General features: G+C 45.0%; 19 protein-coding genes and 3 tRNA genes. 20 read left to right on the forward strand and 2 right to left on the reverse strand.

Going from position 1 to position 24,556, the window contains the following annotated elements:
- Window positions 1-90 precede the first annotated feature (90 nt).
- The 9 genes from NYP65_RS05065 (at window position 91) to NYP65_RS05105 (ending at window position 10,281) form a co-directional block, all read left to right on the forward strand.
- Complete coding sequence (locus NYP65_RS05065; RefSeq protein WP_018620272.1) at window positions 91-600, forward strand: GtrA family protein; 510 nt, start codon at window positions 91-93, stop codon at window positions 598-600.
- A gap of 23 nt (window positions 601-623) precedes the next feature.
- Window positions 624-1,256, forward strand: a complete 633-nt coding sequence (locus NYP65_RS05070; protein WP_115794035.1) for a histidine phosphatase family protein — start codon at window positions 624-626, stop codon at window positions 1,254-1,256.
- A gap of 91 nt (window positions 1,257-1,347) precedes the next feature.
- A complete protein-coding gene (locus tag NYP65_RS05075) occupies window positions 1,348-2,295 on the forward strand; it encodes a hypothetical protein (protein WP_473410715.1) in 948 nt (315 codons plus the stop codon).
- Between the two features lie 27 nt (window positions 2,296-2,322).
- A complete protein-coding gene (gene gltX, locus NYP65_RS05080) occupies window positions 2,323-3,885 on the forward strand; it encodes a glutamate--tRNA ligase (RefSeq protein ID WP_473410716.1) in 1,563 nt (520 codons plus the stop codon).
- 181 nt (window positions 3,886-4,066) lie between these two features.
- Window positions 4,067-4,139, forward strand: a tRNA-Glu gene (locus NYP65_RS05085).
- Window positions 4,140-4,179: 40 nt separating this feature from the next.
- Window positions 4,180-4,251, forward strand: a tRNA-Gln gene (locus NYP65_RS05090).
- 844 nt (window positions 4,252-5,095) lie between these two features.
- A complete protein-coding gene (locus tag NYP65_RS05095) occupies window positions 5,096-6,541 on the forward strand; it encodes a metallophosphoesterase family protein (protein WP_004133527.1) in 1,446 nt (481 codons plus the stop codon).
- Window positions 6,542-6,639: 98 nt separating this feature from the next.
- The gene (murA, locus tag NYP65_RS05100) at window positions 6,640-7,998 is read left to right on the forward strand and encodes a UDP-N-acetylglucosamine 1-carboxyvinyltransferase (protein WP_004133526.1); all 1,359 of its coding nucleotides are present in this window, start codon (window positions 6,640-6,642) and stop codon (window positions 7,996-7,998) included.
- Between the two features lie 189 nt (window positions 7,999-8,187).
- Window positions 8,188-10,281, forward strand: a complete 2,094-nt coding sequence (locus NYP65_RS05105; RefSeq protein WP_473410717.1) for a serine/threonine protein kinase — start codon at window positions 8,188-8,190, stop codon at window positions 10,279-10,281.
- A 50-nt stretch (window positions 10,282-10,331) separates the two neighbouring features.
- On the opposite strand, the gene NYP65_RS05110 is transcribed toward NYP65_RS05105, so the two are convergent.
- Window positions 10,332-10,404 (reverse strand) — tRNA-Ala (locus NYP65_RS05110).
- A 125-nt stretch (window positions 10,405-10,529) separates the two neighbouring features.
- Complete coding sequence (locus NYP65_RS05115; RefSeq protein WP_004131648.1) at window positions 10,530-11,225, reverse strand: DedA family protein; 696 nt, start codon at window positions 11,223-11,225, stop codon at window positions 10,530-10,532.
- 195 nt (window positions 11,226-11,420) lie between these two features.
- On the opposite strand from NYP65_RS05115, the gene NYP65_RS05120 reads away from it, so the two are divergent.
- The 11 genes from NYP65_RS05120 (at window position 11,421) to mtnN (ending at window position 24,522) form a co-directional block, all read left to right on the forward strand.
- Window positions 11,421-12,077, forward strand: a complete 657-nt coding sequence (locus NYP65_RS05120) for a teichoic acid transporter (RefSeq protein WP_473410719.1) — start codon at window positions 11,421-11,423, stop codon at window positions 12,075-12,077.
- 120 nt (window positions 12,078-12,197) lie between these two features.
- The gene (gene rpsO, locus NYP65_RS05125; protein ID WP_004131651.1) at window positions 12,198-12,467 is read left to right on the forward strand and encodes a 30S ribosomal protein S15; all 270 of its coding nucleotides are present in this window, start codon (window positions 12,198-12,200) and stop codon (window positions 12,465-12,467) included.
- A gap of 480 nt (window positions 12,468-12,947) precedes the next feature.
- Window positions 12,948-15,707, forward strand: a complete 2,760-nt coding sequence (locus NYP65_RS05130) for a polyribonucleotide nucleotidyltransferase (RefSeq protein WP_473410720.1) — start codon at window positions 12,948-12,950, stop codon at window positions 15,705-15,707.
- A gap of 125 nt (window positions 15,708-15,832) precedes the next feature.
- Window positions 15,833-16,696, forward strand: a complete 864-nt coding sequence (locus tag NYP65_RS05135) for an aldo/keto reductase (protein WP_165845225.1) — start codon at window positions 15,833-15,835, stop codon at window positions 16,694-16,696.
- Window positions 16,697-16,835: 139 nt separating this feature from the next.
- Window positions 16,836-17,801 carry a purine nucleoside phosphorylase YfiH/LACC1 family protein gene (locus NYP65_RS05140; RefSeq protein WP_004133522.1) on the forward strand — a complete coding sequence of 322 codons (966 nt, stop codon included), beginning with the start codon at window positions 16,836-16,838 and terminating at the stop codon, window positions 17,799-17,801.
- Window positions 17,802-17,836: 35 nt separating this feature from the next.
- Entirely contained in the window at window positions 17,837-18,520 is a 684-nt protein-coding gene (locus NYP65_RS05145) for a pyroglutamyl-peptidase I (protein WP_004133521.1), read from the forward strand.
- Between the two features lie 106 nt (window positions 18,521-18,626).
- Window positions 18,627-20,018, forward strand: coding sequence for a hypothetical protein (locus tag NYP65_RS05150; protein ID WP_004133520.1), 1,392 nt, complete (start codon window positions 18,627-18,629; stop codon window positions 20,016-20,018).
- A 157-nt stretch (window positions 20,019-20,175) separates the two neighbouring features.
- On the forward strand, window positions 20,176-21,510 hold the full coding sequence (locus NYP65_RS05155) for a C1 family peptidase (protein WP_004133519.1): 1,335 nt from the start codon (window positions 20,176-20,178) through the stop codon (window positions 21,508-21,510).
- Between the two features lie 427 nt (window positions 21,511-21,937).
- Entirely contained in the window at window positions 21,938-23,122 is a 1,185-nt protein-coding gene (locus NYP65_RS05160) for a 3-deoxy-7-phosphoheptulonate synthase (RefSeq protein ID WP_473410721.1), read from the forward strand.
- Window positions 23,123-23,288: 166 nt separating this feature from the next.
- Window positions 23,289-23,780, forward strand: coding sequence for a hypothetical protein (locus NYP65_RS05165; RefSeq protein WP_060785842.1), 492 nt, complete (start codon window positions 23,289-23,291; stop codon window positions 23,778-23,780).
- 40 nt (window positions 23,781-23,820) lie between these two features.
- Window positions 23,821-24,522, forward strand: coding sequence for a 5'-methylthioadenosine/S-adenosylhomocysteine nucleosidase (gene mtnN, locus NYP65_RS05170; RefSeq protein ID WP_346284195.1), 702 nt, complete (start codon window positions 23,821-23,823; stop codon window positions 24,520-24,522).
- The last annotated feature ends 34 nt before the right edge of the window (window positions 24,523-24,556 follow it).

Here is a 24,556-nt window from a genome sequence, read left to right on the forward strand (position 1 = left end):
TGTGTTACGCAACTTGTGTTACGCAATAATAAACTTGCGCTACGCAATAATTATAGTGAATTGTTAACCTCCGCGTGTTTAATTGAATGTATGAAAAAACTTATTGAACAGGTTGTTAAATTTGGAATCGTAGGCATCATTGCGCTGATTATTGACGTAGCGTTGCTAAATCTGCTTCTTCTTGTGCATCTTAATAACGTTGTTGCTGGAACAATATCTTTTATAATCTCACTTATTTTTAACTACATTGCCAGCATGAAGTACGTGTTTAAGCACCGCGAAGACATGGCTCGTTGGATGGAATTGCTAATTTTTGTTATTTCTGCAGTTATTGGTTTGCTTATTAACGATGCGATTATTTGGCTTAGCACGCTTGGAATGGTTGAAGCTTTGCGTGGTACTGCGATTTACATGCTTCGCACAAACATTGGCAAGCTTATTGCAACAGTTGTTGTAGCTGTGTGGAATTTTGTTATTAGAAAATGGCTTTTAGATGATACAAAGTCGCAAAAACCTGGTTATGATGCCGCTAAAGACAATACTTTTGCTCACAAGTTGGGCGAGTGGTCGTTAAGCAACACTCCAAAAGGCTGGAAGTAGGTTTGGAAGTAGGTTTAGAAAATATGCCAGCTACGACTATTCATTTTGTGCGCCACGGAGAAGTGGAAAATCCAAATCACGTGCTTTACGAGAGACTCCCAGGATTTCACTTATCTAATCGCGGCTTAGAAATGGCTCGCGCTACAGCAAAATATATTGCTACTGTTCCACAAATGCGCGGAATTAGTGCGATTTACTCGTCTCCTTTGGAGCGCACGCAAGAAACGGCGCAACAAATCGCAAACGCTTTGCAAATTGGCCCGATTATTTTAGACAATCGTCTAATCGAAGCGGAAAACAATTTTCGCGGAAAAAGAATCGGCTACGGCGAAGGCGCTTTGTGGAAAAACAACAATTGGAAGCTTGTATCTAACTTGTGGAAGCCGAGTTGGGGAGAATCCTACAAAAGCATCGCAGCTCGCGTTGGCGATTTTGCGCGCGAACAAGTGAAAAATCACCCAGGAGAACAAATCGTAGCTGTAACGCATGAATCGCCAATATGGTCTTATCGTCATCTGCTAGAAACGGGTCACGCGGAGCACAATATGCTTTTGCGCAAGACGGCTTTGGCGTCGATTACGTCGATTACATACGATTGCACAAATATGAATGTGCTTTCCATCACATATGTGGATCCTGCGGCGCGTGTGCAGTAGAACGTGTGGAATAATAAGCAGTAGACTTTAAATATGCATAAAAGATGCGTAGAAACCGTGTTTTTTACGGCTAATGCGAAGGAGCGTTATTATGGGTGATTCTGTAGAAAAGTTGGATTCAAAGGCTTTAGATTTGCTTGAGTCTGCTGCAAAGAAGGCCGCGGATTTAACTAAATTGTGGCCTTTAAGCGAAGCACGCCATTTAGATAATGACGCAAAATATGCGGAAAATCTTGAGGTAAGGGCGATTCGCGCTATTGCACGAATTATTACGGATTTAGACGTTACTGTTCCAGATGCAGAGTTTGTGTATGAAGGTGCGGATGTGATTCCAGGGCGCCCACAAGAGATAGTTGACGCGCTTTTGGCAGCAGCAAACGCTTACGACGATATGGATTTATGCTACGACCCAGACTATAGCGAAGCGCAAGAAGAGCTAGAAAATAACACGAATGATGTTAGCGCTATTTTTAACAAGCTTGAGTCCAATCTTTCTAACGATGTTAACGCAATCAACGGTGCTGCAGATTCTCTAAGCGTTGCAGGGAATTGGAGCGTTGAGAGCTTGCAAGATGCGTTTAGATGCGCAAAACAAGAGTGTGATTTTTGCGGGATTAATCCTGTAGAATCGCAAAAAATTACGGCAATACTTTCTATTCTTAAAAGTCTTATTGAAAAAACCAGTAACATTTACGAAACTTTGCCTATATTCCTATATATTAACGAAGTTTGTGAGTGTGCTGGAGTTCCGCGAATGATGTTTAAATGCGATCAGTGGCGTGCGCTTGTTGATTGCGTAAAAAGTGGCGATGATGGCGAAAATAGCGAAAATAGTAAAAATAGTATGAGCGCGCTGGTTGAATTTGCGGCTCCATTGCTTGAGCGTGAATGGTCAAAGCATAAGGAAGACGTTCTTTGGGACCCAGAAGAGGCTAAGAAGCTTGCAAAAGAAGAAGACGATAGAAAGTCTCGCGAAGCTCTTGCTGCTAAGTTTGCGCATGTGGAAGGTAATAAGGAATCAACGCAAGCTCTTGACTAGATTGGCACGTCCGTAACGCGCGGCACAATGGAACCTATGACTGATACAGAGGAAACTCAAGAAGTTGCTAATAATGCAACAAAATCCACAAAGCCTGAACTTCCAAAGAATGTTCGCGTGCGTTTTTGCCCTTCGCCAACTGGTACGCCTCACGTAGGTATGGTTCGTACCGCTCTGTTTAACTGGGCGGAGGCTCGCCACACGCATGGCAAGTTGCTTTTCCGCATTGAAGACACGGACAACGAGCGAGATAGCGAGGAAAGCTATCAGCAGATTATTGAGGCTCTTCGTTGGCTCAATATTGATTGGGACGAGGGCATTGATGTTGGCGGAGAAAATGGCCCATACCGCCAGTCTCAACGTATGGAGATTTATAAAGACGTAGCGAAAAAGCTTTTTGAAGCAGGATACGCTTATGAATCCTTCTCTACTCCAGAAGAGATTAAAGAGCGCAATATTGCTGCAGGTCGACCAGCTGAGTTTGGCTATGATGGCTACGATCGCAACCTTACTGAGGAGCAGAAGCAAGCTTTCCGCGATGAAGGTCGCAAGCCTGCGCTTCGCTTAAAGATGCCAAATGAAGACATTACTTTTAATGATTTGATTCGTGGCGAAATCACTTTTAAGGCGGGTTCTGTTCCTGATTATGTGATTGTTCGACCAAATGGCGATCCGCTTTACACGCTTACAAACCCTGTTGACGATGCATTGATGGATGTAAACGTGGTTTTGCGTGGCGAAGATATTCTTAGCTCCACACCTCGTCAGATTGTGCTTTACCGCTATTTGATGGAGATGGGTATTGCTAAGGAAACTCCGCTTTACGGCCACATGCCTTATGTTATGGGCGAAGGTAAGAAGAAGCTTTCTAAGAGAGACCCTGAGTCTAACTTGTTCTTGCATAGAGATAACGGCTTTATTCCAGAAGGCTTGTTGAACTACTTGGCTTTGCTTGGATGGTCGATTGCGCCTGATCGCGATGTGTTCTCTATGGACGAGATGATTGAAAAGTTCGATGTGCGCGACGTTAAAGCAAACCCTGCACACTTCGACTTAGACAAAGCAATTTCCATTAACGCTGAGCATATTCGTATGCTTGAGCCTCAAGATTTTTTGAATCGTTCTGTGCCTTACTTGCATAAGGATGGCGTAGTTAGTGCGGACAATTGGGATGCGTTGACTAGTCGCGAGCGCGGGGTGCTTAGCGCTGCCGCTCCTCTTGTTCAGCCTCGCGTGCGATTGCTTGGTGAAGTTGCTGGCATGGTTTCTAGCCTGTTAAGCGAAGATGGCTACATTGAGCCAGATGATGATGCTCGTAAGCAGCTTAAGGAATCTGCTGGCGATGTGCTCGATGCGGCTATTGCTGCTTTGCAAAGTGTTGATGAGTCTGATTGGCATACAGATTCTTTGCACGAGCTTTTGAACAAGAAGCTTGTTGAGGAAGCTGGTTACAAGCCGCGATTGGCGTTTGGCCCTGTGCGAGTGGCTCTTTCTGGCCGCCGCGTTTCTCCGCCACTGTTTGAGTCCATGGAAATCGTGGGCAAAGACGTGACTTTGGCTCGTTTAGCTGGATTGCGTGAGCATTTGTAAAAATGATTAAGCTTTAACACGATTTGCCCCCAATGCTTGTTGATTTTGTTTGCTTGGGGGCATTTTTGTAGCTGATTTATGGTCGATTTGGATGTAGCGCGACACGCCGCTAGTTGCATATACTTGCGTTATGTTGTAAAGTCGACATTTGTTGCGTCTAGAGGCGTAGCAAATAAATTAAGCCCCCGTCGTCTAGCGGCCTAGGACTACGCCCTCTCACGGCGCCAACACCGGTTCAAATCCGGTCGGGGGTACAAAGACGGAACGGTTCCAAGAGCCGCGAAGCCTGCCAATTGGGGTATGGTGTAATTGGCAACACAGGTGATTCTGGTTCATCCATTCTTGGTTCGAGTCCAGGTACCCCAGCGAATAGCTCTCGTAATCGCGGGGGCTTTTTTTGTTCGCGAATCGACTTGCATGGGCGCTTTGACTGAGCTTGAAATTGCATAATGCATTTCAAGCTCCTTCAAAGCGTGATTTGGCTCAAATGTAAAGTCCAGTGGACTTTACATGCCAAATCAGCCGAGCGGCTACTAATAGCCGTGAGGAATAGCGTAGCGTGCGAATGCAATTCGGAGCGCTGAGCTTGCTCAAGGTTGAAAGCACGGTGTGCTTTCAACGCAAGCGAGGACGTTCGCGCGCTTAGACCGCGTGCGAGTCGACGATTTCGAGCTGCATAATGCGTGAGAAATCACCTCGACTCGCTGAGCCGCTCAAGGCAGAAGCACTGCTTCTGCGCGGCGAGGACGTTCGCGCAACTAATCCGCGCGAACGATGTGACGGGTTTTGTACCAAATTTGGCCTAAATCACGTACAAAGTGCGTCAATTGGTTTCTGTTTTGCTGCTTACGCGCCTCTTGTGCGAATATTCATCAGCTTAGCTTTACACACTTTTTGGCCTATAACCCTACGAAAATCCCACTCAAATCCCACGCAAAACAAAACCCCGAGTGATTGGCTCGGGGTTTGAAAGAAGAGAAGAAGAGAGGTTCAGTTATTAGTTCTAAATCACTGATTATTGTGATTTATTCCGTCTATGCTTTATATCTAACCACTCTTTTCTTAATGCGAATAGGTTATTAGCTTAAAGTTATCTTAAAATATTGTAAAAAAACGCTATTTTTGCGGCGTTTTGCGGCCTTCTGCCGTGTTTTTCTGTGTTTTTCCGTGTTTTGTTGATACGCCAGATGCTGTGCCGTATGCTTGAACTATGTTAGAAATTGCAGAATCTGATAAAAGCGACTCTAAGATTTTGGAAAGTAGTCTAAACGGGCAGGCGACTTCTCCAAACGCTAAGTCGTCAAGTTTTGCTAAGTCATCTAATGTGTCTAAGTCATCTAATGCATATGATTCGTCAAAGCTACCAACATCCGTCTCTGCAAGATTAGGTAAGTTGCAATTTCATCTTTCGGGAAAATTCCGTGTTTTACAGTTTGCAGATGTTCAAGATGCGCCAAAAATCAGCAAAGACACGATTAAGCTTATAGAGTCTGCTTGCGATGCAGTTAGGCCAGATATTGTGATTTTTAGTGGCAATCAAATTGCAGGATATGCTAAAGATTTTGCGAACACATTTGTGCGAAGACGCTGGGATGAGTCGCAAGATAACCGTGGAGTAGGTGCGCGTGGAGTAGATGCGCGCAAGTCGCATGAAAAAGATTTGCAAAATACGCGCAAAAAAGTCTTAGATCATATTAAATGCATGGTAAAGCCTTTAGAAGAACGCTCAATTCCTTGGGCGCTAACGTACGGGAATCACGATTTTCAGTGCGGATTAAGCAACGCGGAGCTGGATTCTTTGTATCAAGAGTTTTCGGGATGCTTGAATCGCCAGCAAACCGATGGAGAATTTTCTAGCGGATCCGCCATGTCTCTTCCAAAAAGCATTTTGCCAAATCAAATCATATTTCCTTGTAAAGCAGGAACATTCGCTTTGCCTGTTATGGACGTAAATCAAGAAAAAGTCGTATTTTCTATTGTTCTTGTAGATTCTGGCGATTACGAAAAGCGCGGCGGCTACGGAAGTCCTTCTAGCAAGGCACTTGACTTTTTAGCGGATTTGCCAAACTTTTTGCCGCCAAAATTCTGCGTTTTTCAGCATTTTCCGCTTCCGCAATACTACGATTTACTGCGCGAAGTTGCTAAAGATTGCGCTGCTAAAGAAAACGCTATCGAAGGATATAGGCGTTTTGCTGGAAAATACTACGCTTTAGACGATAATTGCGTTTTGCCAGATGGGTATCTTGGAGAAGGCGTGAGCTGCCCAGATAAAGACAGTGGGGAATACAATATTTTGCAAAAGATTGGTGCTTTTGCTTTTTGCGCAGGGCACGATCACAGAAACGCGTTTGCGGGCAGGTGCAAGGATTCTGGCATGCTTCTAATGGCCACTGCAACGTGCGGTTTTGCATCTTATGGGCCAGTGGCTTCTAAATGCGGAGCAAGGCTTCTTGAGTTCGACATTCGTCACCCTTACGAGCCTAGAACGCAAATGCTGGAATTTGGCGATTTAGTTGGCAAAGCATCGTCTAAAAAAGCGTACACATATGGATTAAACGCGGATTGTAGCCACGATTTGCCAGAAGTCGATTTATTGCAAAAGCCTTCACTTTTTGCAAGGATTTTAAGAAGATGGCGGTCTATAGTTGCAAAATAGCACGCGATTATTGTGCGATTGCAACGTCGTTTACATGCGATTGGCACGCGTATCGGTATTATAGTTATTAGTTTTAGTTGCAAACGAAAGAGGTAAATGTGTCTGCGCAAAACACGGCTGAACATAACGAAAGTGGCATCGACGCTGCAGACGTTTTACATGTAGAAGGTGGCAAGCCGCTTAACGGAACGATTAAAGTTCGTGGCGCAAAAAACTTTGTTAGCAAGGCGATGGTTGCAGCGCTGCTTGCTCCTGGAAAATCCGTGTTAAAAAATGTTCCAGAGATTAGAGATGTTCACGTTGTTTCGGATTTGCTTCGATTGCACGGTGTAAATGTAAGCGTTGATGGTGCTGCAGGCGTTGTTAGCATTGACGCAAGCAATGTTCAACTTGCAGACGTTGCCGACGTAGACACGTTATCGGGGTCTTCTCGCATTCCGATTCTGTTTTCTGGCCCGCTTCTTCACAGGCTTGGCGAGGCTTTTATTCCAGCGCTTGGTGGGTGCAATATTGGTGGGCGTCCTATAGACTTCCATCTTGAAACTTTGCGCAAGCTCGGCGCAAATGTAAATAAAGACCACGAAGACGGTATTCACATTACTGCTCCAAACGGTTTGCACGGAACTAAAATCCATCTTCCTTACCCTTCGGTTGGTGCCACTGAGCAAACTCTTCTTGCTGCTGTTCTTGCAGAAGGAAAAACGGAGCTTTCGGGTGCAGCAATCGAGCCAGAGATTATGGATTTGGTGGCTGTTTTGCAAAAAATGGGCGCAATCATCTCTGTAGACGTTGATCGCACATTTAGGATTGAGGGCGTTGATAAGCTTCAAGGTTACAATCACACTGCTTTAACAGATAGGATTGAGGCGGCATCTTGGGCTTCGGCGGCGCTTGCGACTCACGGAGATGTGTTTATTAAAGGCGCAACTCAGCCAGAAATGATGACGTTCTTAAACGTGTTCCGCAAAGTTGGCGGCCAATTTGACGTTGCAGATAACGGTATTCGATTCTGGCATCCAGGTGGAGACTTGCATCCAGTTGCTATTGAAACTGACGTTCACCCTGGTTTTATGACAGATTGGCAGCAGCCGCTTGTTGTTGCTTTAACGCAAGCTAAAGGCTTGAGCATTGTGCATGAAACAGTGTATGAGAATCGTTTTGGCTTCACGAAGCCGCTTGTGCAAATGGGCGCAATGATTCAGCTGTATCGCGAGTGCTTAGGTTCGCTTCCTTGCCGATTCCAGCAGCGCAATTACAAGCATTCTGCTGTGATTTTTGGGCCAACGCCTCTTACTGGTCAAGATATTGATGTTCCAGATTTGCGTGGCGGTTTTAGTCATCTTATTGCCGCTCTTACAGCTAAGGGGCCATCTAACGTTAAGGGCATTTCGCTTATTGACCGCGGTTATGCTGACTTTAGAGGCAAGCTCACTGCTCTTGGCGCAGACATTGATTAGTGTGATTAATGCTAGCAACTATAACAACGCAAGCAACGATAGCAATGTGGATAACTTTTCCCTTATTTTTCTAGGGCTTTTATGGCTTTGGTACACATTTTCCATTAAGTCTTTTCTTTGCATGAATTAGTGCATAGAGTTTAGCGCACAGGATTATTATCGGTTTGATTTTATGAAAGTGCGGTAAATATGGTTTGTGTAGGTGGAAAATATCAGCTTTTGGGAAAGCTTGGTTCGGGCGGAACTTCTAGCGTTTATCTTGCTGTAGACAATGTTTTACACAAAAAATGGGCTGTTAAAGAAACGTCTGATGAGCATCTAGATAGTGATAAAAAAGCTTTGATTTTGCAATCGCTTCGAGCAGAAGTCGAGGTTTTGAATCATTGCAATCATCCTTGTATTCCTAGAATCGTTGATTTTTTTGAGGAAAATGGCAGAGCGTACGCAGTTCGCGACTATGTTGAGGGAAGTTCGCTAAAAACGATTATTACGCAAAGCGGAGTTATTGCTCCTAGTCAGGTATGCGCTTTAGGAATCCAGCTATGCGAATTATTGCAATATCTTCACTCGTTAAATCCAGCTGTTGTTTATTGCGACTTAAAGCCTTCTAACGTTATGATTTCTAATGATTCTAGTGTGCATCTAATTGATTTTGGCTCTGCATTAGAGCTTAAAGGCGAAGATGGTGTTTTGGTGCAACCAAGTCGATTTAAGCAAGATGCGCGTTTTGCAACATGTGGATTTGCAGCTCCCGAGCTTTTTGAGCAGGATGCTAAAATCGGCGTTTTTACAGACGTTTATGCGCTTGGAGCAACGTTGTTTTACGCGCTTACGGGTACATGCTATTGCGAGAGTTCCAATCATTCCGATTCCTCTTTAAGTTTTAACAATTCCGATTTTTCTAGTTTTTCTAGTAATCAGACTTTAGATTTTAAGGATTCTAATAAATCTCATCCGCTTACTAACTTCGATTTGAGCTGCGACGATTGCGATAGTGGTGTGCGCTATGTGTTAATGCGCGCATTGGCGCATAATCCAAAGGACCGATACGAAGATTGTGCGGAGTTTTCTCAAGCGTTAAAAGATTGTTTAGAAGATTTAGAATTTGGCGAAAAAGTTGAGTCAAATATGGGAGAATCTGGTCTTGTTTTGCGCAATAAAGAACGTGCGAGAGGTGCGCAAACTCGCAAAAAATATGATGCAAGTCGTAGCAGCCATGCTCTCTCGCGATTGCGCGTAGAAAGTGGTAATCAAAATATTGGCAAAAGACACAAGAAAAATGGTGTTAAAAATGGTGTTAAAAATGGCAAGAAAAATATTTTTAAGATTGTTTGTTGCGCCTTAATGGCATTTATTGGATGTATTGTTTTTGCATTTGCTTGTAAATCCGTAATAACAAACGCAAGTAGAGCAAAAGTAAGCGAACTGCGCTCATATGTAAAAAGCGGCAATATCCCTACAAAAAACAAGAACGCTAGCAACATAACAAGCAGTGTACAAGAATATAAAAAGTACATGTCTAAGGCTGCAAAATCAACAGATTCTAAGCAAATTGTTGAATATGTTAACAAAGCTATGTCTTTACAAGTAAAGCTTTTTAATGCAAATGTTCAGCCTATATCCATTCAGCCAGCGTTGCGACTTTTAGTAAACCAGATTGAAGATTTTCGATGGAGTGCAAGCGAAAGAGAAGATTTTACGTCGTTTGTTAATAAGTACAAGTCGGATCTTAAAAAATCCGAAGATTGGTATGAATTATGCTTATCTGTTGGAAAAGCGTATTGGTATTACGGTGTTAAAGATAAAGAAGAATCAAGTAGTGCGAATAGAAAGGAACGTATTGAACAGTCTGCAAAGTGGTTTGAAGAGGCGCTAAAGGGTGTTAAGGCAAAGGATTATGAGTCAGCGTTAATGTATTCCACGCTTGGCAAAGGCTACTTAGATCTTACAAACTATTCACAAGCTAAGCCAAAGCCTAAAGTGCGAGAGTATGCTGGAAAGTTGCGCGCTTTTGTTGAAAATGCAAAGAAAAACGAAAATGAGATTGTAAAAATAGATGCAAGTGAGATTGTGTTTGAGTCCCTGAACTCTTGGAGTGCGCAATTTAAGGCAGATGGCGTAAATCAAGATATTGTTGAAAAGATTTTTGACGATGCGTTGGATTTAGCGCGGTCTTTGAAGTCGCAAAATAAAAACGTTGATAACAGAGTTAAGAGCATAATGAGCCAGGCAGATCCGCTAATCGATTCGATTGAAAACGCATTCGATAACAGCGGTGCTTAGGATTTGCAAAGAAAAAGCCCACTGCGGTGGAATGAATGCAGTGGGCTTAGTGGAGCTAATGGTAATCGAAACCACGACCTCTTCGATGCGAACGAAGCGCTCTACCAACTGAGCTATAGCCCCAATGTTTTACACAACTCTGCACACTGTACTACAAAATGCGTAAAAGTACAACGCTAGAAGTGATGGAGTGTTGTAAAACACGATTAATTTTGCTTAAGTTATTTTGCTTAAGTTATTTTGTTAAGCTAATTCTGGTGCGCTTCGTTTTCTAAGCGTTTTTTGGCTTTGTTGGCAGCGTGAGCTTTGTAAAGCCCAATAAAAGTTGGAACAAGAGAAATAAGCAAAATCGCCACTATAACAAGCTCAAAATTCTTTTGAACAAAAGGAATATTGCCAAAGAAGTAGCCGAGAAGAGTAAAAAGCGATGACCACACTATTCCGCCAAGAACAGAAAAAGGAGTAAAACGAGTCCAGCGCATGCCAGAAATGCCAGAAATAAATGGCATAAATGTGCGTATAAATGGGAAGAATCTGCCTAAGAACACGGCAATTGGTCCCCACTTATCAATCATTTGCTCTGTTTTAGCAATGCGTTCTGGTGTTAAGGCCTTAACTTTGCCTGATTCAACGATTCGCCTGCCAAAAAAGTGGCCAATAAAGTAGTTGCATTGGTCACCAATAATGGGCGCAATCCAAACAACGGCGAGCAAAATCGCAAGTGGAAGCGAGCTTTTACCTGTTTGTGCATCTGGTGCTGCAAAGAATCCAGCAGCAAAAAGCAAGGAATCGCCAGGCAAGAATGGGAAGAACACAACGCCTGTTTCAATAAAGATGATTAGAAAAATCAATCCTAGTGCGGGTGCAGTTCCCATAGCAATCCAGCCAGCTATAGCAGAGCGCGGATCTTTAAGAAGGTTAAGAATAAAATGAATAAAACCCATGTGTGTACCTAAATCTGTTTGTGATTGCGCATTTTGTTGCAATCGCGTGGAGTATCATTATATTGCACGCTTTAGATAGGGGAATGTGGCTGGTAAGGTATTCACTAAGATTTGCCGTTACTAGATTTGTTGTAACAAATTTAATCTAGTCTAATCAGCACTAAGAGTTTAGCACGTTAAAGGAGAGTGCAAGAGATGGATCAGCGTAAAGCAAACGCTAATGCTGCTAATGCTAACGCAGATGAAACCCTTGAGTCGCCTGGCGAATTGGAGTCGGAGCTTTCTATAGCAGATATCTCCAAGCGCCACTCAAATCCTAAGCGTTGGGTGCTTTATTTTGCGATTCTTCTTGTAGCGGTTGTTGTTCCTTATTGGGCAGGTAGAACTTTGGCAGTTCAACACACTGCTTGGGTTGTTAAGAATTTTTCTGGATTATCTGCGCAGGGAGTTGTGTTTATTGCTTGGGTTACAACAGTTGCAACCGCTACAGCTTTGGCAATGGCGCTAATTGAGTCTAGTAGATGGCTTTGGCGATTCTTGCTTGTTGTTTTTCTAACGATTGAACAATTTATTAGCGGATTATGCTTGTTGCGCTTAAGTTTTTGGTATTCAACATACGTTGTTTATGGGTCAGCAAGTGGACTTGCAAATGCTGCAAATCTTGGAATAATCTCTGCTGGATTTGGCGTTGCTGTTTATGCGATTTTATTTGTTGGATTGCTTGTAATGGTTCCTAAAAAGTCGCGATTAAACGTTTTGACTTGCAGCTGGGCTTCGTTAATAATGTTTTACGCTATTGAAGTTCTTGCGATTCTTGTTGTGATTTTTGGTGGATTTATTACTGCTATGTAGGCTTTATAAGCTTGTTTGGGCATAGTTGTAACATTGAAACTCGGCGTGTAACGCCCGCGGATTTGCAAGCGCTGTATTAAAGGATGCGGCACCGCGCAGTAACTACATAAGGAGGACGCCGTGGCATTAACGGCTGAAGATAAGAAGAACATTATCAACGAATACGCAACGCACGAGGGTGACACGGGTTCCCCAGAGGTTCAGGTTGCTTTGCTCAGCAAGCGCATCTCCGACCTTACCGATCACTTGAAGGAACACAAGCATGATCACCACTCTCGTCGTGGTATGATGCTCATGATTGGTGACCGTCGTCGTCTTCTTGATTACTTGAAGCGCGTAGACATTAATCGCTATCGTTCTTTGATTGATCGACTCGGATTGCGTCGATAAGTCTTTTTGCCCGAGCGTAAGCTCGGGCTTTTGTATTTATGCATCTGTATTTATGCGTATTGTTTATGCAATTCTAGTGAATTTAGTGTGTTTGAAGTAGAATTAAAAAGCTTGATTAAATGGCTGAATTTGAGGTTTGAAGATTTAAGTTTGAAGATTTAAGATTAACGATTTAGATTCTAAGCTAAATAATTTAAGAATAATTGATTTAAGGTTAAATGATTTAGTATTTAAGCGATTTAAGATTTAAGATTTAAGCGATTTAGTTTTAGCAAGTTCTTAAGTTTGCAGGATTTATAACTGAAGAATAAAGCATAATTGAATATGGATGATTGAAGTAACCGAAACAAAAAACTACGAAATGTTGGTTATGCATTTTGCAAAGATTCGCGCGGATGTTAGGTAAAGGTAACAAAAAAGCGAGTCTGCCAATGACGACGCATGTTGGTTGATTAGGTAAGTTAAGAAAAGGAGGAACCCGTGGAGGGTCCCGAAATTAAGGCTGTAGAAGCCGTTATTGATAATGGTTCATTTGGAAAGCGTACGCTACGCTTTGAAACTGGTCGCCTCGCTCAGCAGGCTGACGGTGCTGTTGCCGCATACTTGGATGATGATTCCATGATTTTGTCGACGACGACTGCAGGATCTAGTCCAAAAGAAAACTACGATTTCTTCCCACTGACTGTGGATGTGGAAGAAAAAATGTACGCTGCTGGTAAGATTCCAGGATCTTTCTTCCGCAGAGAAGGACGCCCGTCAAATGAGGCAACGCTTGCGTGCCGTATTATTGACCGCCCATTGCGCCCGCTTTTCCCACACACTTTGCGTAACGAAGTGCAAGTTGTAGAAACGATTTTGGCAATTAATCCAGATGATGCTTACGACGTTATTGCTTTGAACGCTGCATCTGCTTCTACTATGATTTCTGGTTTGCCATTTGAAGGTCCAGTTTCTGGTGTGCGTTTGGCTTTGATTGATGGCCAGTGGGTTGCATTCCCTCGTTGGAGTGAGCGTGAGCGTGCTGTATTTGAGATTGTTGTTGCTGGTCGCGTTATTGAAAATGGCGATGTTGCGATTGCAATGATTGAAGCTGGCGCTGGTAAGAATGCTTGGAATTTGATTTATAATGAGGGTCAAATTAAGCCAGATGAGGAAGTTGTAGCTGGAGGCTTAGAAGCCGCAAAGCCGTTCATTAAGGTTATTTGCGAAGCGCAAAATGAGTTGAAGCGAATTGCGTCTAAGGAAACCAAGGAATTCCAGCTGTTCCCAGAGTATACGGATGAGCTTTATGCAAGAATCGATGAGATTGCTCATGCTGATTTGAACGAGGCTCTTTCTATTGCAGAAAAGCTTCCACGCCAAGACCGCATTGCGGAAATTAAAGAAGGCGTGCGCGAGGCGATTGCGCAAGAGTTTACTGATATGGACGAAGCCGAGAAAGAAAAGGAACTCGGCAATGCGTTCAAGGAGTTGCAGCGCCAGATTGTTCGTCGTCGTATTTTGACGGAAGATTACCGTATTGACGGCCGCGGCTTGCGCGATATTCGTACGCTTAGTGCAGAAGTTGATATTGTTCCTCGCGTTCATGGTTCTGCGCTCTTCCAGCGCGGCGAAACCCAGATTTTGGGCGTAACTACTTTGAACATGCTTAAGATGGAGCAGCAAGTGGATGCGCTTTCTGGCCCACAAACCAAGCGCTACATGCACAACTACGAGATGCCTCCATACTCCACTGGCGAAACGGGTCGCGTTGGTTCTCCAAAGCGCCGCGAGATTGGTCATGGTGCTTTGGCAGAGAAGGCTTTGGTGCCAGTTTTGCCAAGTCGCGAAGAGTTCCCATATGCTATTCGTCAAGTATCGGAAGCTATTGGTTCCAACGGTTCTACGTCTATGGGCTCCGTGTGCGCTTCTACGCTTTCTTTGCTCGCTGCTGGCGTTCCTTTGAAGGCTCCAGTTGCTGGCATTGCTATGGGCTTGGTTTCCGGAGACGTTGATGGCAAGCACATCTTTAAGACTTTGACCGATATTCTTGGCGCAGAAGATGCGTTTGGAGATATGGACTTTAAGGTTGCTGGTACGTCTGAATTTATTACTGCTTTGCAGCTTGATACTAAGCTTGATGGCATTCCAGCAGACATTTTGGCTGCTGCTTTGCAACAGGCTCACGAGGCGCGCACGACTATTCTTGAAGTGATTAACGAGTGCATTGATTGCCCAGCAGATATGAGCCCATTTGCTCCACGCATTATTACAACTACGATTCCGGTAGATAAGATTGGTGAAGTGATTGGCCCTAAGGGCAAGATGATTAACCAGATTCAAGAAGAAACTGGTGCAGAGATTGCTATTGAAGATGATGGTACTGTGTACATCTCTTCCGAAGGCGGCGAAGCTGCTCAGAAGGCAAAGGAAATCATCGATTCTATTGCAAATCCGCGCATTCCAAAGGCTGGTGAGACTTTTACTGGCAAGGTTGTTAAGACTACGAGCTTTGGTGCTTTCGTAAACTTGACTCCTGGAAGCGACGGCTTGTTGCATATTTCCCAGATTCGTAATCTTGCTAACGGTGAGCGCATTGACACTGTTGAAGATGTGCTTAAAGAGGGAGATACCGTAGAAGTAATCGTGCAAAGCGTAGATGAGCGCGGTAAGATTTCTTTGGCAATTCCAGGTTTTGAAAATCAAGAGTCTTCGGCGCCAGCGCCTCGTGAAAATCGTGGTCGTGGATCTCGCGAAGATCGTGAAGATAGGGATGATCGCAGAAGTGACCGTAGGCGTGCTCCACGCGACGATAGGGATGATAGAGGAGATAGAGGAGATAGGGACGAGCGTCCTCGCCGCCGTAGCGTTCGCGATGATCGCGATTCGCGCTATGACGATAGGGAAAATCGTTCTGATCGTTCCAGCCGTTACGATGAACGCTCTTCTAGAAGGGATGATCGCAGAAGCGATCGCTACGATAACAACGATTATGACGAGCGTCCTCGCCGCCGTAGCGTTCGCGACGATCGCTATGACGACCGAGATGATAGCTCAAGCGAGCGCGCAGAGCGTTCCGATCGTTCCGACGACCGCGCAGAGCGTCCTCGTCGCGGATCGGATCGCAGAGTGAGCGACCGCAATTTGCGCTACGCTGCAGACGACGATCACTACGATGAGTACCGCGCTGCTCGCGAGGAGCGCTCTGAGCGCCCTCGTCGCAGAATCCGCCGCGATTTTGACCCATTTGACGAGGATTAATCGCAAGATAAAGACGCAAGCGCATAAGCGCCTAGTCATATAAAATAAAAAATCTAAATGCCTTCAAGTTGCTTTTTGCGCTTGGGGGCATTTTGAAACATTTGAAGTATTTGAACAGGAGCAAAATGGCCATGAATCGCACTATAGGATCGTTTAACACTACAGCTATCGGCTTTGGTGAGATGCCATTAACGATTGAAAACAATCTTGGACACAGTATGGGCATTGAAACAATCCATGCGGCTCTAAACGCTGGATGCACGCATATAGATACGGCATGGGCGTATTATTGCTCGGGCGGCGAGGAGCAAACTGGCGAAAAGCTTGTGCGCGAGGCATTGGATAGCTGGAATGGAGACAAGTCTTCGATTCTTGTTGCAACAAAAGTCGGTCACTTCCGCAACTTTACAGATGGCAAGCCAACGTGGGGTAAAGATGGAAAGCCAGAGCATTTAATTGCGCACGCTAAAGAGTCTGCAATGGCTCTTGGCGTAGATACGATTGATTTGCTTTACTTCCACAGGCCAGATCCAGAAGTTCCATACAACGAGTCGATTGAAGCAATGCAACAGCTGCTTGATGAGGGAGTCGCGCGAGAAATCGGCATTTCTAACGCATCTGTTGAGCAGATTGACATTGCGCGTGAGATTTTGGGAGAAAATCTTGTTGCTGTTCAAAATCAGTATTCTCCAGTGCATCTAGAAAACGAAGACACGTTGCAATATTGCAAGAAGCTTGGAATTGCGTTTGTTTGCTGGAGTCCGCTTGGAGGGTTCCGTCACCCGTACGACGAGCATCTTTTTGACCCATTCCGCAAAGTTGCAAATGATCACAACGTTAGCTATCAACAGGTTGTTTTGGCTTGGGAGCTTGCTAAGGGAAACAATGTTTTTGTTATTCCAGGCGCGCATAGGCCAGCTACGATTTTAGATAGCTTAAAGGCTGCAGATTTGCAATTAAGCGATGAAGAATTAGCTTATTTGGGTTAGTTTAATTTTGATTAACTTTTACATAAAATAAGTTGTTACATCAAATAAGACAAAACGAATAAGACAAAACGAATAAGACAAAACGAATAAGACAAAACGAATAAGACAAAACGAATAAGACAAAACGAAAGCGAATAATATGCAAGAAACTAGCGTAGCAGGAATGCCACTTGCGCATGAAGACGAAGATGGCTTGCCAATTCCAGTGACAATTCCAGTGCCACTTGGAGCACGCGCTCATGCTGTTTTTACAACGCGATTAGGTGGAATTTCCGAAGGTGCGTTTGCTTCGCTTAATTTAGGAGGCAAAGCTGGCGATGATGCTAAATCTGTGTTTAGCAACCGTTGCGCTTTGCAACGCGCGCTTAAATCTGACTTGTGCCTTGTTAGCCAAGTTCACGGAAATAGTGTTTTTGATGCAGATTCAATAGTTGATTCGTGGAATACTCCGTATGGATTTGATGCTACAGGTTTTGCAGATTCACACGCTAAAATCGAAGCGGACGCGCAAGTTTCAACTGCTTGCTCGCTTGCTTTAGGAATGTTTGCTGCAGATTGCTTGCCAGTTTTGCTTGCAGATAGTGAATCTGGCGTAATTGCTGCAGCGCATTGTGGCAGAAAAGGCTTAATGGCTGGCGTGCTTGATTCTGTTATTGAAGCAATGTGCGAAAAGGGAGCCGAACGCTCGAATATAACAGCTGTTTTAGGGCCATGCATTTGTGGTGATTGCTACGAAGTTGGCGAAGAAATCGCGCGCGACTTTGAACGCCGATACCCACAAACTGTAACGCAAACGCGTTTTGGTGGACTTGGAATTGATATTGCAGAAGCTGCTCGCATTGATTTAGCGCTTGCAGGAGTTGCAAACATTGTCGACGCTTTGCCGCGTGTTACTGCTGCCACACAATATTTGGCTAAAGATGAAGAGTTGCAAACGATTTGTAAGGTAGACGGCGAAGGCGAAGCGCTGGAAAGTCGCCTTAAGGCGTTGCAAAACCCAATGTGTACGCTGGAAAATCCATTATGGTATTCTCACAGGCGCGCTGGTCTTGCAGGAAAATCTCACGAAGGACGATTGCTTGCGCTTGTAGTTAAAGACAAGTAAAAGCTATTGTTAGAAAGCTATAGAAAGCTATTGTTATGAATCAAATTAACGTAGTGATTTCTGGGTTTGGGCCATACGAGGATTTAAGCATAAATCCTTCGCACGAAGTGCCGCTAGTTCTTGAACACGCCAAAAATGGCGATTTGCTTGCGGATTTTGATCTTCCAGAAGATGTTAGCGTAAAAATCACGTCTGTAATGTTGCCAATCAGCTTTGCAAATGCTTGGCCGCATCTTTTAGAAACGATTAACGCGCAAGACGCGGATATTGTAATTGCAACAGGCGTAAAGCACGCGGCTCGTGGAGTGCAACTAGAACGATGCGCTACAAACATAATGGATGCAAATAAGCCAGACGTAGATAACCACACTCCTCAAAGCGTATCAATCGTTGAAAATGGGCCTGCTGCGTACTGGACTAGGCTGCCGCTAAGAATGATTCTAAACGATTTTGCTCATAGTGGGATTGCGTCTACGCTAAGCTCGGATGCAGGAACATATGTTTGCAATTCGCTGTTTTATAGATTGCTAGATTGGGCGTCGAATAATTCTAAAAAGCGCATAATCGCAGGGTTTGTAAGTTTTCCGCCAGTGGTTGCGTTGCATGATGCACGCCACGGGCTGCCATTAGACGCGCAAATAAAAGCTGGAAAAAGCATAATTTGCGAAGCTGTAAATTACTATATGAAACCTTCGTCTTCGGGAATATTGCTCAAGTAATTCGCGCGACACGCTCGAGTGTTTTAGCAACTAAAGTGATAGCGTTATTGCTGATGGAGTGTGCACGATAAGTAGAGTCGTGCGGGGGTTTGTGAAAGGAATAAACATGGTGCCAGATCGTTTCCCAACTGCTTTGCGAGGGTACGACAAAGATAAAGTCAACGAAGCCTTTACCAACTATGAGCGCACAATATCGCGGTTGCGTGAACAAGTGCGATCTAGTGACGAGTCAATTTTGCAATTGCAAGCACAATTGCAAGAAGAAAAAAATAATGTAAAACGTGCAAAAAGCGGAAATACTTTTGCATCTTTGGGCGCAAATGCGCAACAATTACTTGCTTCGGCAGAGCAAACTAGTGCGCAATTAATTGAGCGTGCAAAGCAAGACGCTGCGTCTATTAAAAAGACGGCTCAAGCTCAGGCAGGAACTTTACTGAATAATGCAAAATTAGACGCGGAACATTTGCTTCAAGAAGCGCAAACTAAGGCAGATACGCTGCTTTCTACGGCAAGCAATAAGGCAAATCAGATGACAAGCGCTGCGAAAGAGGATTCAGAGCGTTTGCGCGAAACAACGAGTAAAGATGTTAATGCACAAAAAGATGCTGCAACGCTAGAAATCAACAATGCGCGTGAAGAGCACACGAAGCGAATGGCATCCGAAAAATCCGAGCAAGAACGCGCAATTGCACAGCTAAAGGCGGATGCAGCGCAAAAAATCGCGGAACAAAGGTCGGCTGCAAACGCGGAAATCGCACATGCTAAAGCAGAAACGAATGATCAAATTGAATCGGCTTTAGCAGAAGCAAATAAGAAGCTTGCAGATATGCAAGAGCGCGCAACAAAGATGATGGCGGATGCTCAGCGCAAGGCTGGAGAAATCACGGATGCTGCAGCTGCAAAAGCCCAAGAGATTGCAGACGAAGCGCAAGTTGAGCGCACGCGTACTCTTAGCCAAGTTAGTGCAGAAGTTGAGCAAATTAGAAACGATATTGCCGCTCAGCAAGAAGAGGCCACAAAAAAGGTGAACGAGCTTATTTCTGGTCTAAAAGAGCGTGAGCGTGCTGCGCAAGAAGAGGCGGATGCGCTTGTTGCGCGAGCGAAAACAGTGCATCAAGATGCGGATGATTATGCTGCTCAAGCGCATAAGGATGCGGATGCTCAGGCTGCGCAAATCGTTCGCAAAGCTATGCAAGATGCTACGGCTCAGGTGGAAGAGCGTAGGGCTGCGGCTCAGAAGGAGCTGGACGGCATGACGGCGCGCTTAACGCAGTTGCAGCATAGGGAAGCGCAAATCACGCAGCGCGTTACTGAGCTTAGGTCGCTTTTTGCAAACGCGTTCTCGGGATTTGACTTTGGAGATGCTGCTTCTGGACAGGGGCATTCTGGCGATTCTGCAGGTGATGTTGCTTCGGAGCGTAGAGATGCGGATGCTCAAAAGCAGGCTAGAAAAGATGCACAAGCTCAAGTTGAAGAGGCAATTGCGCAGGAGTCGTGAGTTCAAGAGTCGTGAATTTCTGGCGTAGATGCGCGCGGCGTGATTTGGATGCGTGATTTGCGCGGAAAAATCGCAAGCAGACGCAAGATTTGCGAAAAAAGCTAAAATAAACTATAAAAAATAAACATAAAACAAGAAAAACAAGAAAGGTTATACAGTGACTGAGATCTGTGAATTAAGTGCCGAAGCTTTGCAAGGTTTGCGTGACGATTTTGACGCAAATCCATTGAATCGTTTGGCAATGAACGGCGTTACGGCTGCAGGAATCGAAAAAGTGGCGCGAAATTACGACCGCGCTCGCTTGCTGCAGCGCCGATTCTCAACGGTTGTGGATAATGGCGACGCAAGGCATCAAGATCATTCTGGTCGCTGCTGGCTATTTAGCTCTTTGAATGTTGCGCGATTTGTTGCTAAAAAATCGCTTAAAGTTAAAGATTTTGAGTTTTCGCAAAATTACGCAATGTACTTCGACAAGCTTGAGCGAATCAACTACTTCTTAAAGGATGTTGCGGCTCTTGTTCGCTCTGGAGAGCCTTCCGATTCTCGTTTATTGCAGCATTTGCTCAGTGACGTTATGGGTGACGGCGGTCAGTGGACTATGGCTATGAACGTCTACAAGAAGTATGGTGCTGTTCCTAAGGATTTGTATCCAGAAACCGAGTCTTCTAAAGACACTGGCGATATGAATACTCAGCTTAAAAAGCTTTTGCACACGGCTGTGGCTCATATGTATGCCAACGCTGCCGACATTGACAATATTATTGAGACGACTATGGCTGCGGGTCATAGGATTCTTACAATCCACTTGGGTGAGCCGCCAAAGAGCTTCGATTGGGAGTGGACAGACGAGGACGGAAAGTTCCATCGCGATGGCGAAATTACGCCAGTTGAGTTTTGGAAGAAGTACGTTACTGCTGGTTTGGAAGACTATGTTTGCTTGGTGGACGATCCACGTGCGGAGCATCCAAAGGGCAAGAAGATTGCGATTGAGCATTTGGGCAATGTTGCTGGCGGAGATGCTACGGAATATTTGAACGTGCCAAACCAGTTTATGAAGGATTGCGTGCGTAAGATTCTTGTTGAGCAGGGTATTCCAGTTTGGTTTGGTGCGGATTGCCACCCTATGATGGATCGAGATAATGGCGCGTGGGCTACGGATTTGTTTGAGTACGATCGCGTTTATGGCGTTGATTTTGATTTGAACAAGGAGCAGCGAGTGCGTTTTGCTGATTCGGCTATGAATCATGCTATGGCGTTTGCTGGAGTTGATGTTGCGGATGACGGCACGACTACTCGCCGCTGGCGTGTTGAGAACTCTTGGGGGCCAGAGATTGCCGACAAGGGTTACTTTACTATGAGCGACGATTGGTTTACTGAGTACGTGTACGAGGTTGCTGTGCCTAAGGCTCTTTTGCCAGAAGAATATAAGAAAGCACTAGAAGAACCAGCAATTGTTTTACCGGCGTGGGACCCAATGGGCGCGCTCGCCTAGGCTAATTTCACTAGGAAATTAGCCTACTCGAGCGCGCCCGAGCTTGCTCAGGTTGAAAGTCCAGTGGACTTTCAACGCAAGCGAGGACATTCGCGCGCGTAGACCGCGCGAATGCAGTGGCTTAGCTTAAGCGCATTGGGCGCTTAAGCTACTCCAAAGCGCCCGAGCCGCTTAAGGCAGAAGCATTGCTTCTGCGCACGCGCTTTGACTGATGACTTTGCGAAGTACCCCTATAAAGCATTGCAATTGCTTCTGCGCTGCGAAGACGTTAGCGCGCTTAGACCGCGCTAACGACAGGATCTGCCTTTTTCGCTTAGAGCGTAACGCACAAAGGCAGGTCGGAGCGACTACATAAACTTGTAGTGCTTTTGTAATTACGTCAAACGCTTCCACATTTAGCGCAGCTTATTTTATAGGATGGTGACAAATGGAATCTACGCCTGATCAGCGCATTTCAAGCGCAGTCAAGCAAGCTGTTGAAAACGGCATGAATCCGCTTGACTCGTCTAAATTCGAGCGCTGGGAAGACCAGGTTGGCGTAGATCGCATAATCAACCGTCGCGTGTTGGAGTTGGAGCCGCTTCCCACTCCTGCTCAAGTTCTTGGCGAGTTGCCACTTTCTCCGTATGCGCAAGATATTGTTGCCGAGTCACGCGATGAGATTCGCGGATGCCTTAACGGAGACGACGACCGCTTGCTTGTAATCGTTGGACCTTGCTCGGTTCACGACCCCGCTGCGGCTCTTGACTACGCGTCTCGTTTGGCTGATTTGCGCGCAAAGCTCGAAGGCGAGCTTTTGATTGTTATGCGCGTTTACTTTGAAAAGCCGCGCACAACAGTTGGCTGGAAGGGCTTGATTAACGACCCAGATATTGACGGCACGCACGATATTCACAAGGGTTTGCTTTTGGCGCGTCGCACGCTTCTTGGCGTTTTGGACGCTGGTTTGGCTGCAGCAACCGAGTTTTTGGAGCCGACTAGCCCGCAGTTTATTGCGGATGCGGTTAGCTGGGGGGCGATTGGCGCGCGCAACACGGAATCGCAGATTCACCGCCAGCTTGCTAGTGGTCTTTCTATGCCAGTTGGATTTAAGAACGCTACAGATGGCTCTGTTACTGCCGCCGTCAATGGCTGCCTAGCTGCTAGCCAGCATCACACTTTCTTTGGAATTGACCATCTTGGACGCGCTTGCGCTGTACAAACGCTTGGAAACCCTGATTGTCATGTTGTTTTGCGCGGCTCTAGCAAGGGGCCAAACTACGATGCATCTTCTGTTGCAGCTGCCGTTGCTTCAGTTCGATTGAGGCTTGGAGCGAATTGCGTAGCGTCTAATGGCGTTGTAATCGACTGCTCGCACGGGAATTCTGGCAAAGATGAACATCGCCAGATTCAAGTTGTGCAAGATATTGCGGATCGTTTTGCGCACGGCGAAAAGGGCATTAAAGGCGTTATGATGGAAAGCTTCTTGCAAGGCGGAAACCAAGATCCTGCACCTTTGAGCGAGCTTGAATACGGAAAGTCGATTACGGATCGATGCATTTCTTGGGAAGATACTGCGCGATTGCTTAACACTCTTGCACAGTCTGTTTCTTCTCACAGACTTAAGTCTTGATTTTGCCGATTTTGTTGCTTTAATCGGCGTGTCGAGCTACAAAAAGCGGAAAATTGTTCACGCGCTTAGACCGCGCTAACGGCGCGACACGCCGTGTTTTTTTTTAGTTACAAACTATTACAATAAATCCTCAAATAGTCAGCATTTTTGAACAAAGGAGTGCAAAATGTGTGAATCGCCAGCCACAAATCGCAACAGTCTTCCTAAAGATAAAGATGGCGCTTTAAGCCGCGCTCTTCCAATTGCACGATATGCGATTTTTGCGCTTTTGCTTGCTGGCGCATTTCTTCTGGCGTTTGCGTGGTATCGCGGCACTCACAGCAAAGGCTACACAGTTGTTGCCTGTTCCGCACTATGGTTTAGCGTTATTGTTCCGTTTATTACGTTGATTGTGCTTTGCGTTTTTGTGCGCGGATGGCGTCTTGTTGTTGGCTCTACGATTTGCGTTTTGCTAATAGCGTCTTTCTTTGGGTTTATTGCGCTTCAAAATCAAATCATGGAGTTTTTGAATGTTCCAGCTACAAATCCTTGGTTTGAATTCACGTGCAGTGCTTTGCTAAAAATTGCAACCGCGTCTTTTGTTATTATGTGTTGTGTAAGCGTATTTTTGATTAGACGCAATGCAACGCGCGAGATTAAATACAACGCGCGTGATTAAATGCAACACATAAGATTAAGACTAAAGGATGATTTGACGAATGCCTAAGTTTACAAAAATTGCCATTATTGGCGCTATGGAAGAAGAAGTTGTGCACATTGCCGCTTCTCTTAGCAATGTTAAGCATAATAAGGCAGCCAGCTTAGATGTATCTTGTGGCGTGCTTGAATGCGAAGATGGCGGAAAAATCGAAGTGGCTGCAACGGTTGGCGGAATGGGACTTGTAAATGCCGCTGCAACTGCACAGTATTTAATTGATACGTACAAGCCGCAGGCCGTAATCTTTTCGGGAATTGCGGGAAATCTTAATAAAAATTTGCATACAAATGATGTTGTTCTTGGAAAAACATTAAGATATTTAGACACCGACATGCGCATGATTAATCAGTGGAAGCCGTTTACAAACGAATATCATTCAGATGATTATCTTCTTAAAACTGCAGACAGCGTTTTAACAAAGATGGGCATTAACCACATTTTGGGAACAATCGCATCTGGCGGATATTTTGTAGACACGCCCGAAAAAGTGGCGGAAGTTATTGAGGCGACTCAAGCGGATGCTGTAGAAATGGAAGGCGCTGCGATTCTTCACGTTGCTGCAAGAAACGACGTTCCAGCGCTAGTTGTGCGCGCAATGAGCGACAATGCAGACACAAAATACGAGGAGTTTCACACTTTCGACATATCCGAATACGCGGATACTGCTGCAAAAATGACGGTAAATATTGTTAGGAATTTGTAGAGTTCAACACGCCGATGTGGTCGCCGACGCGCAG

Source organism: Gardnerella sp. c12Ub_1, assembly GCF_055804375.1.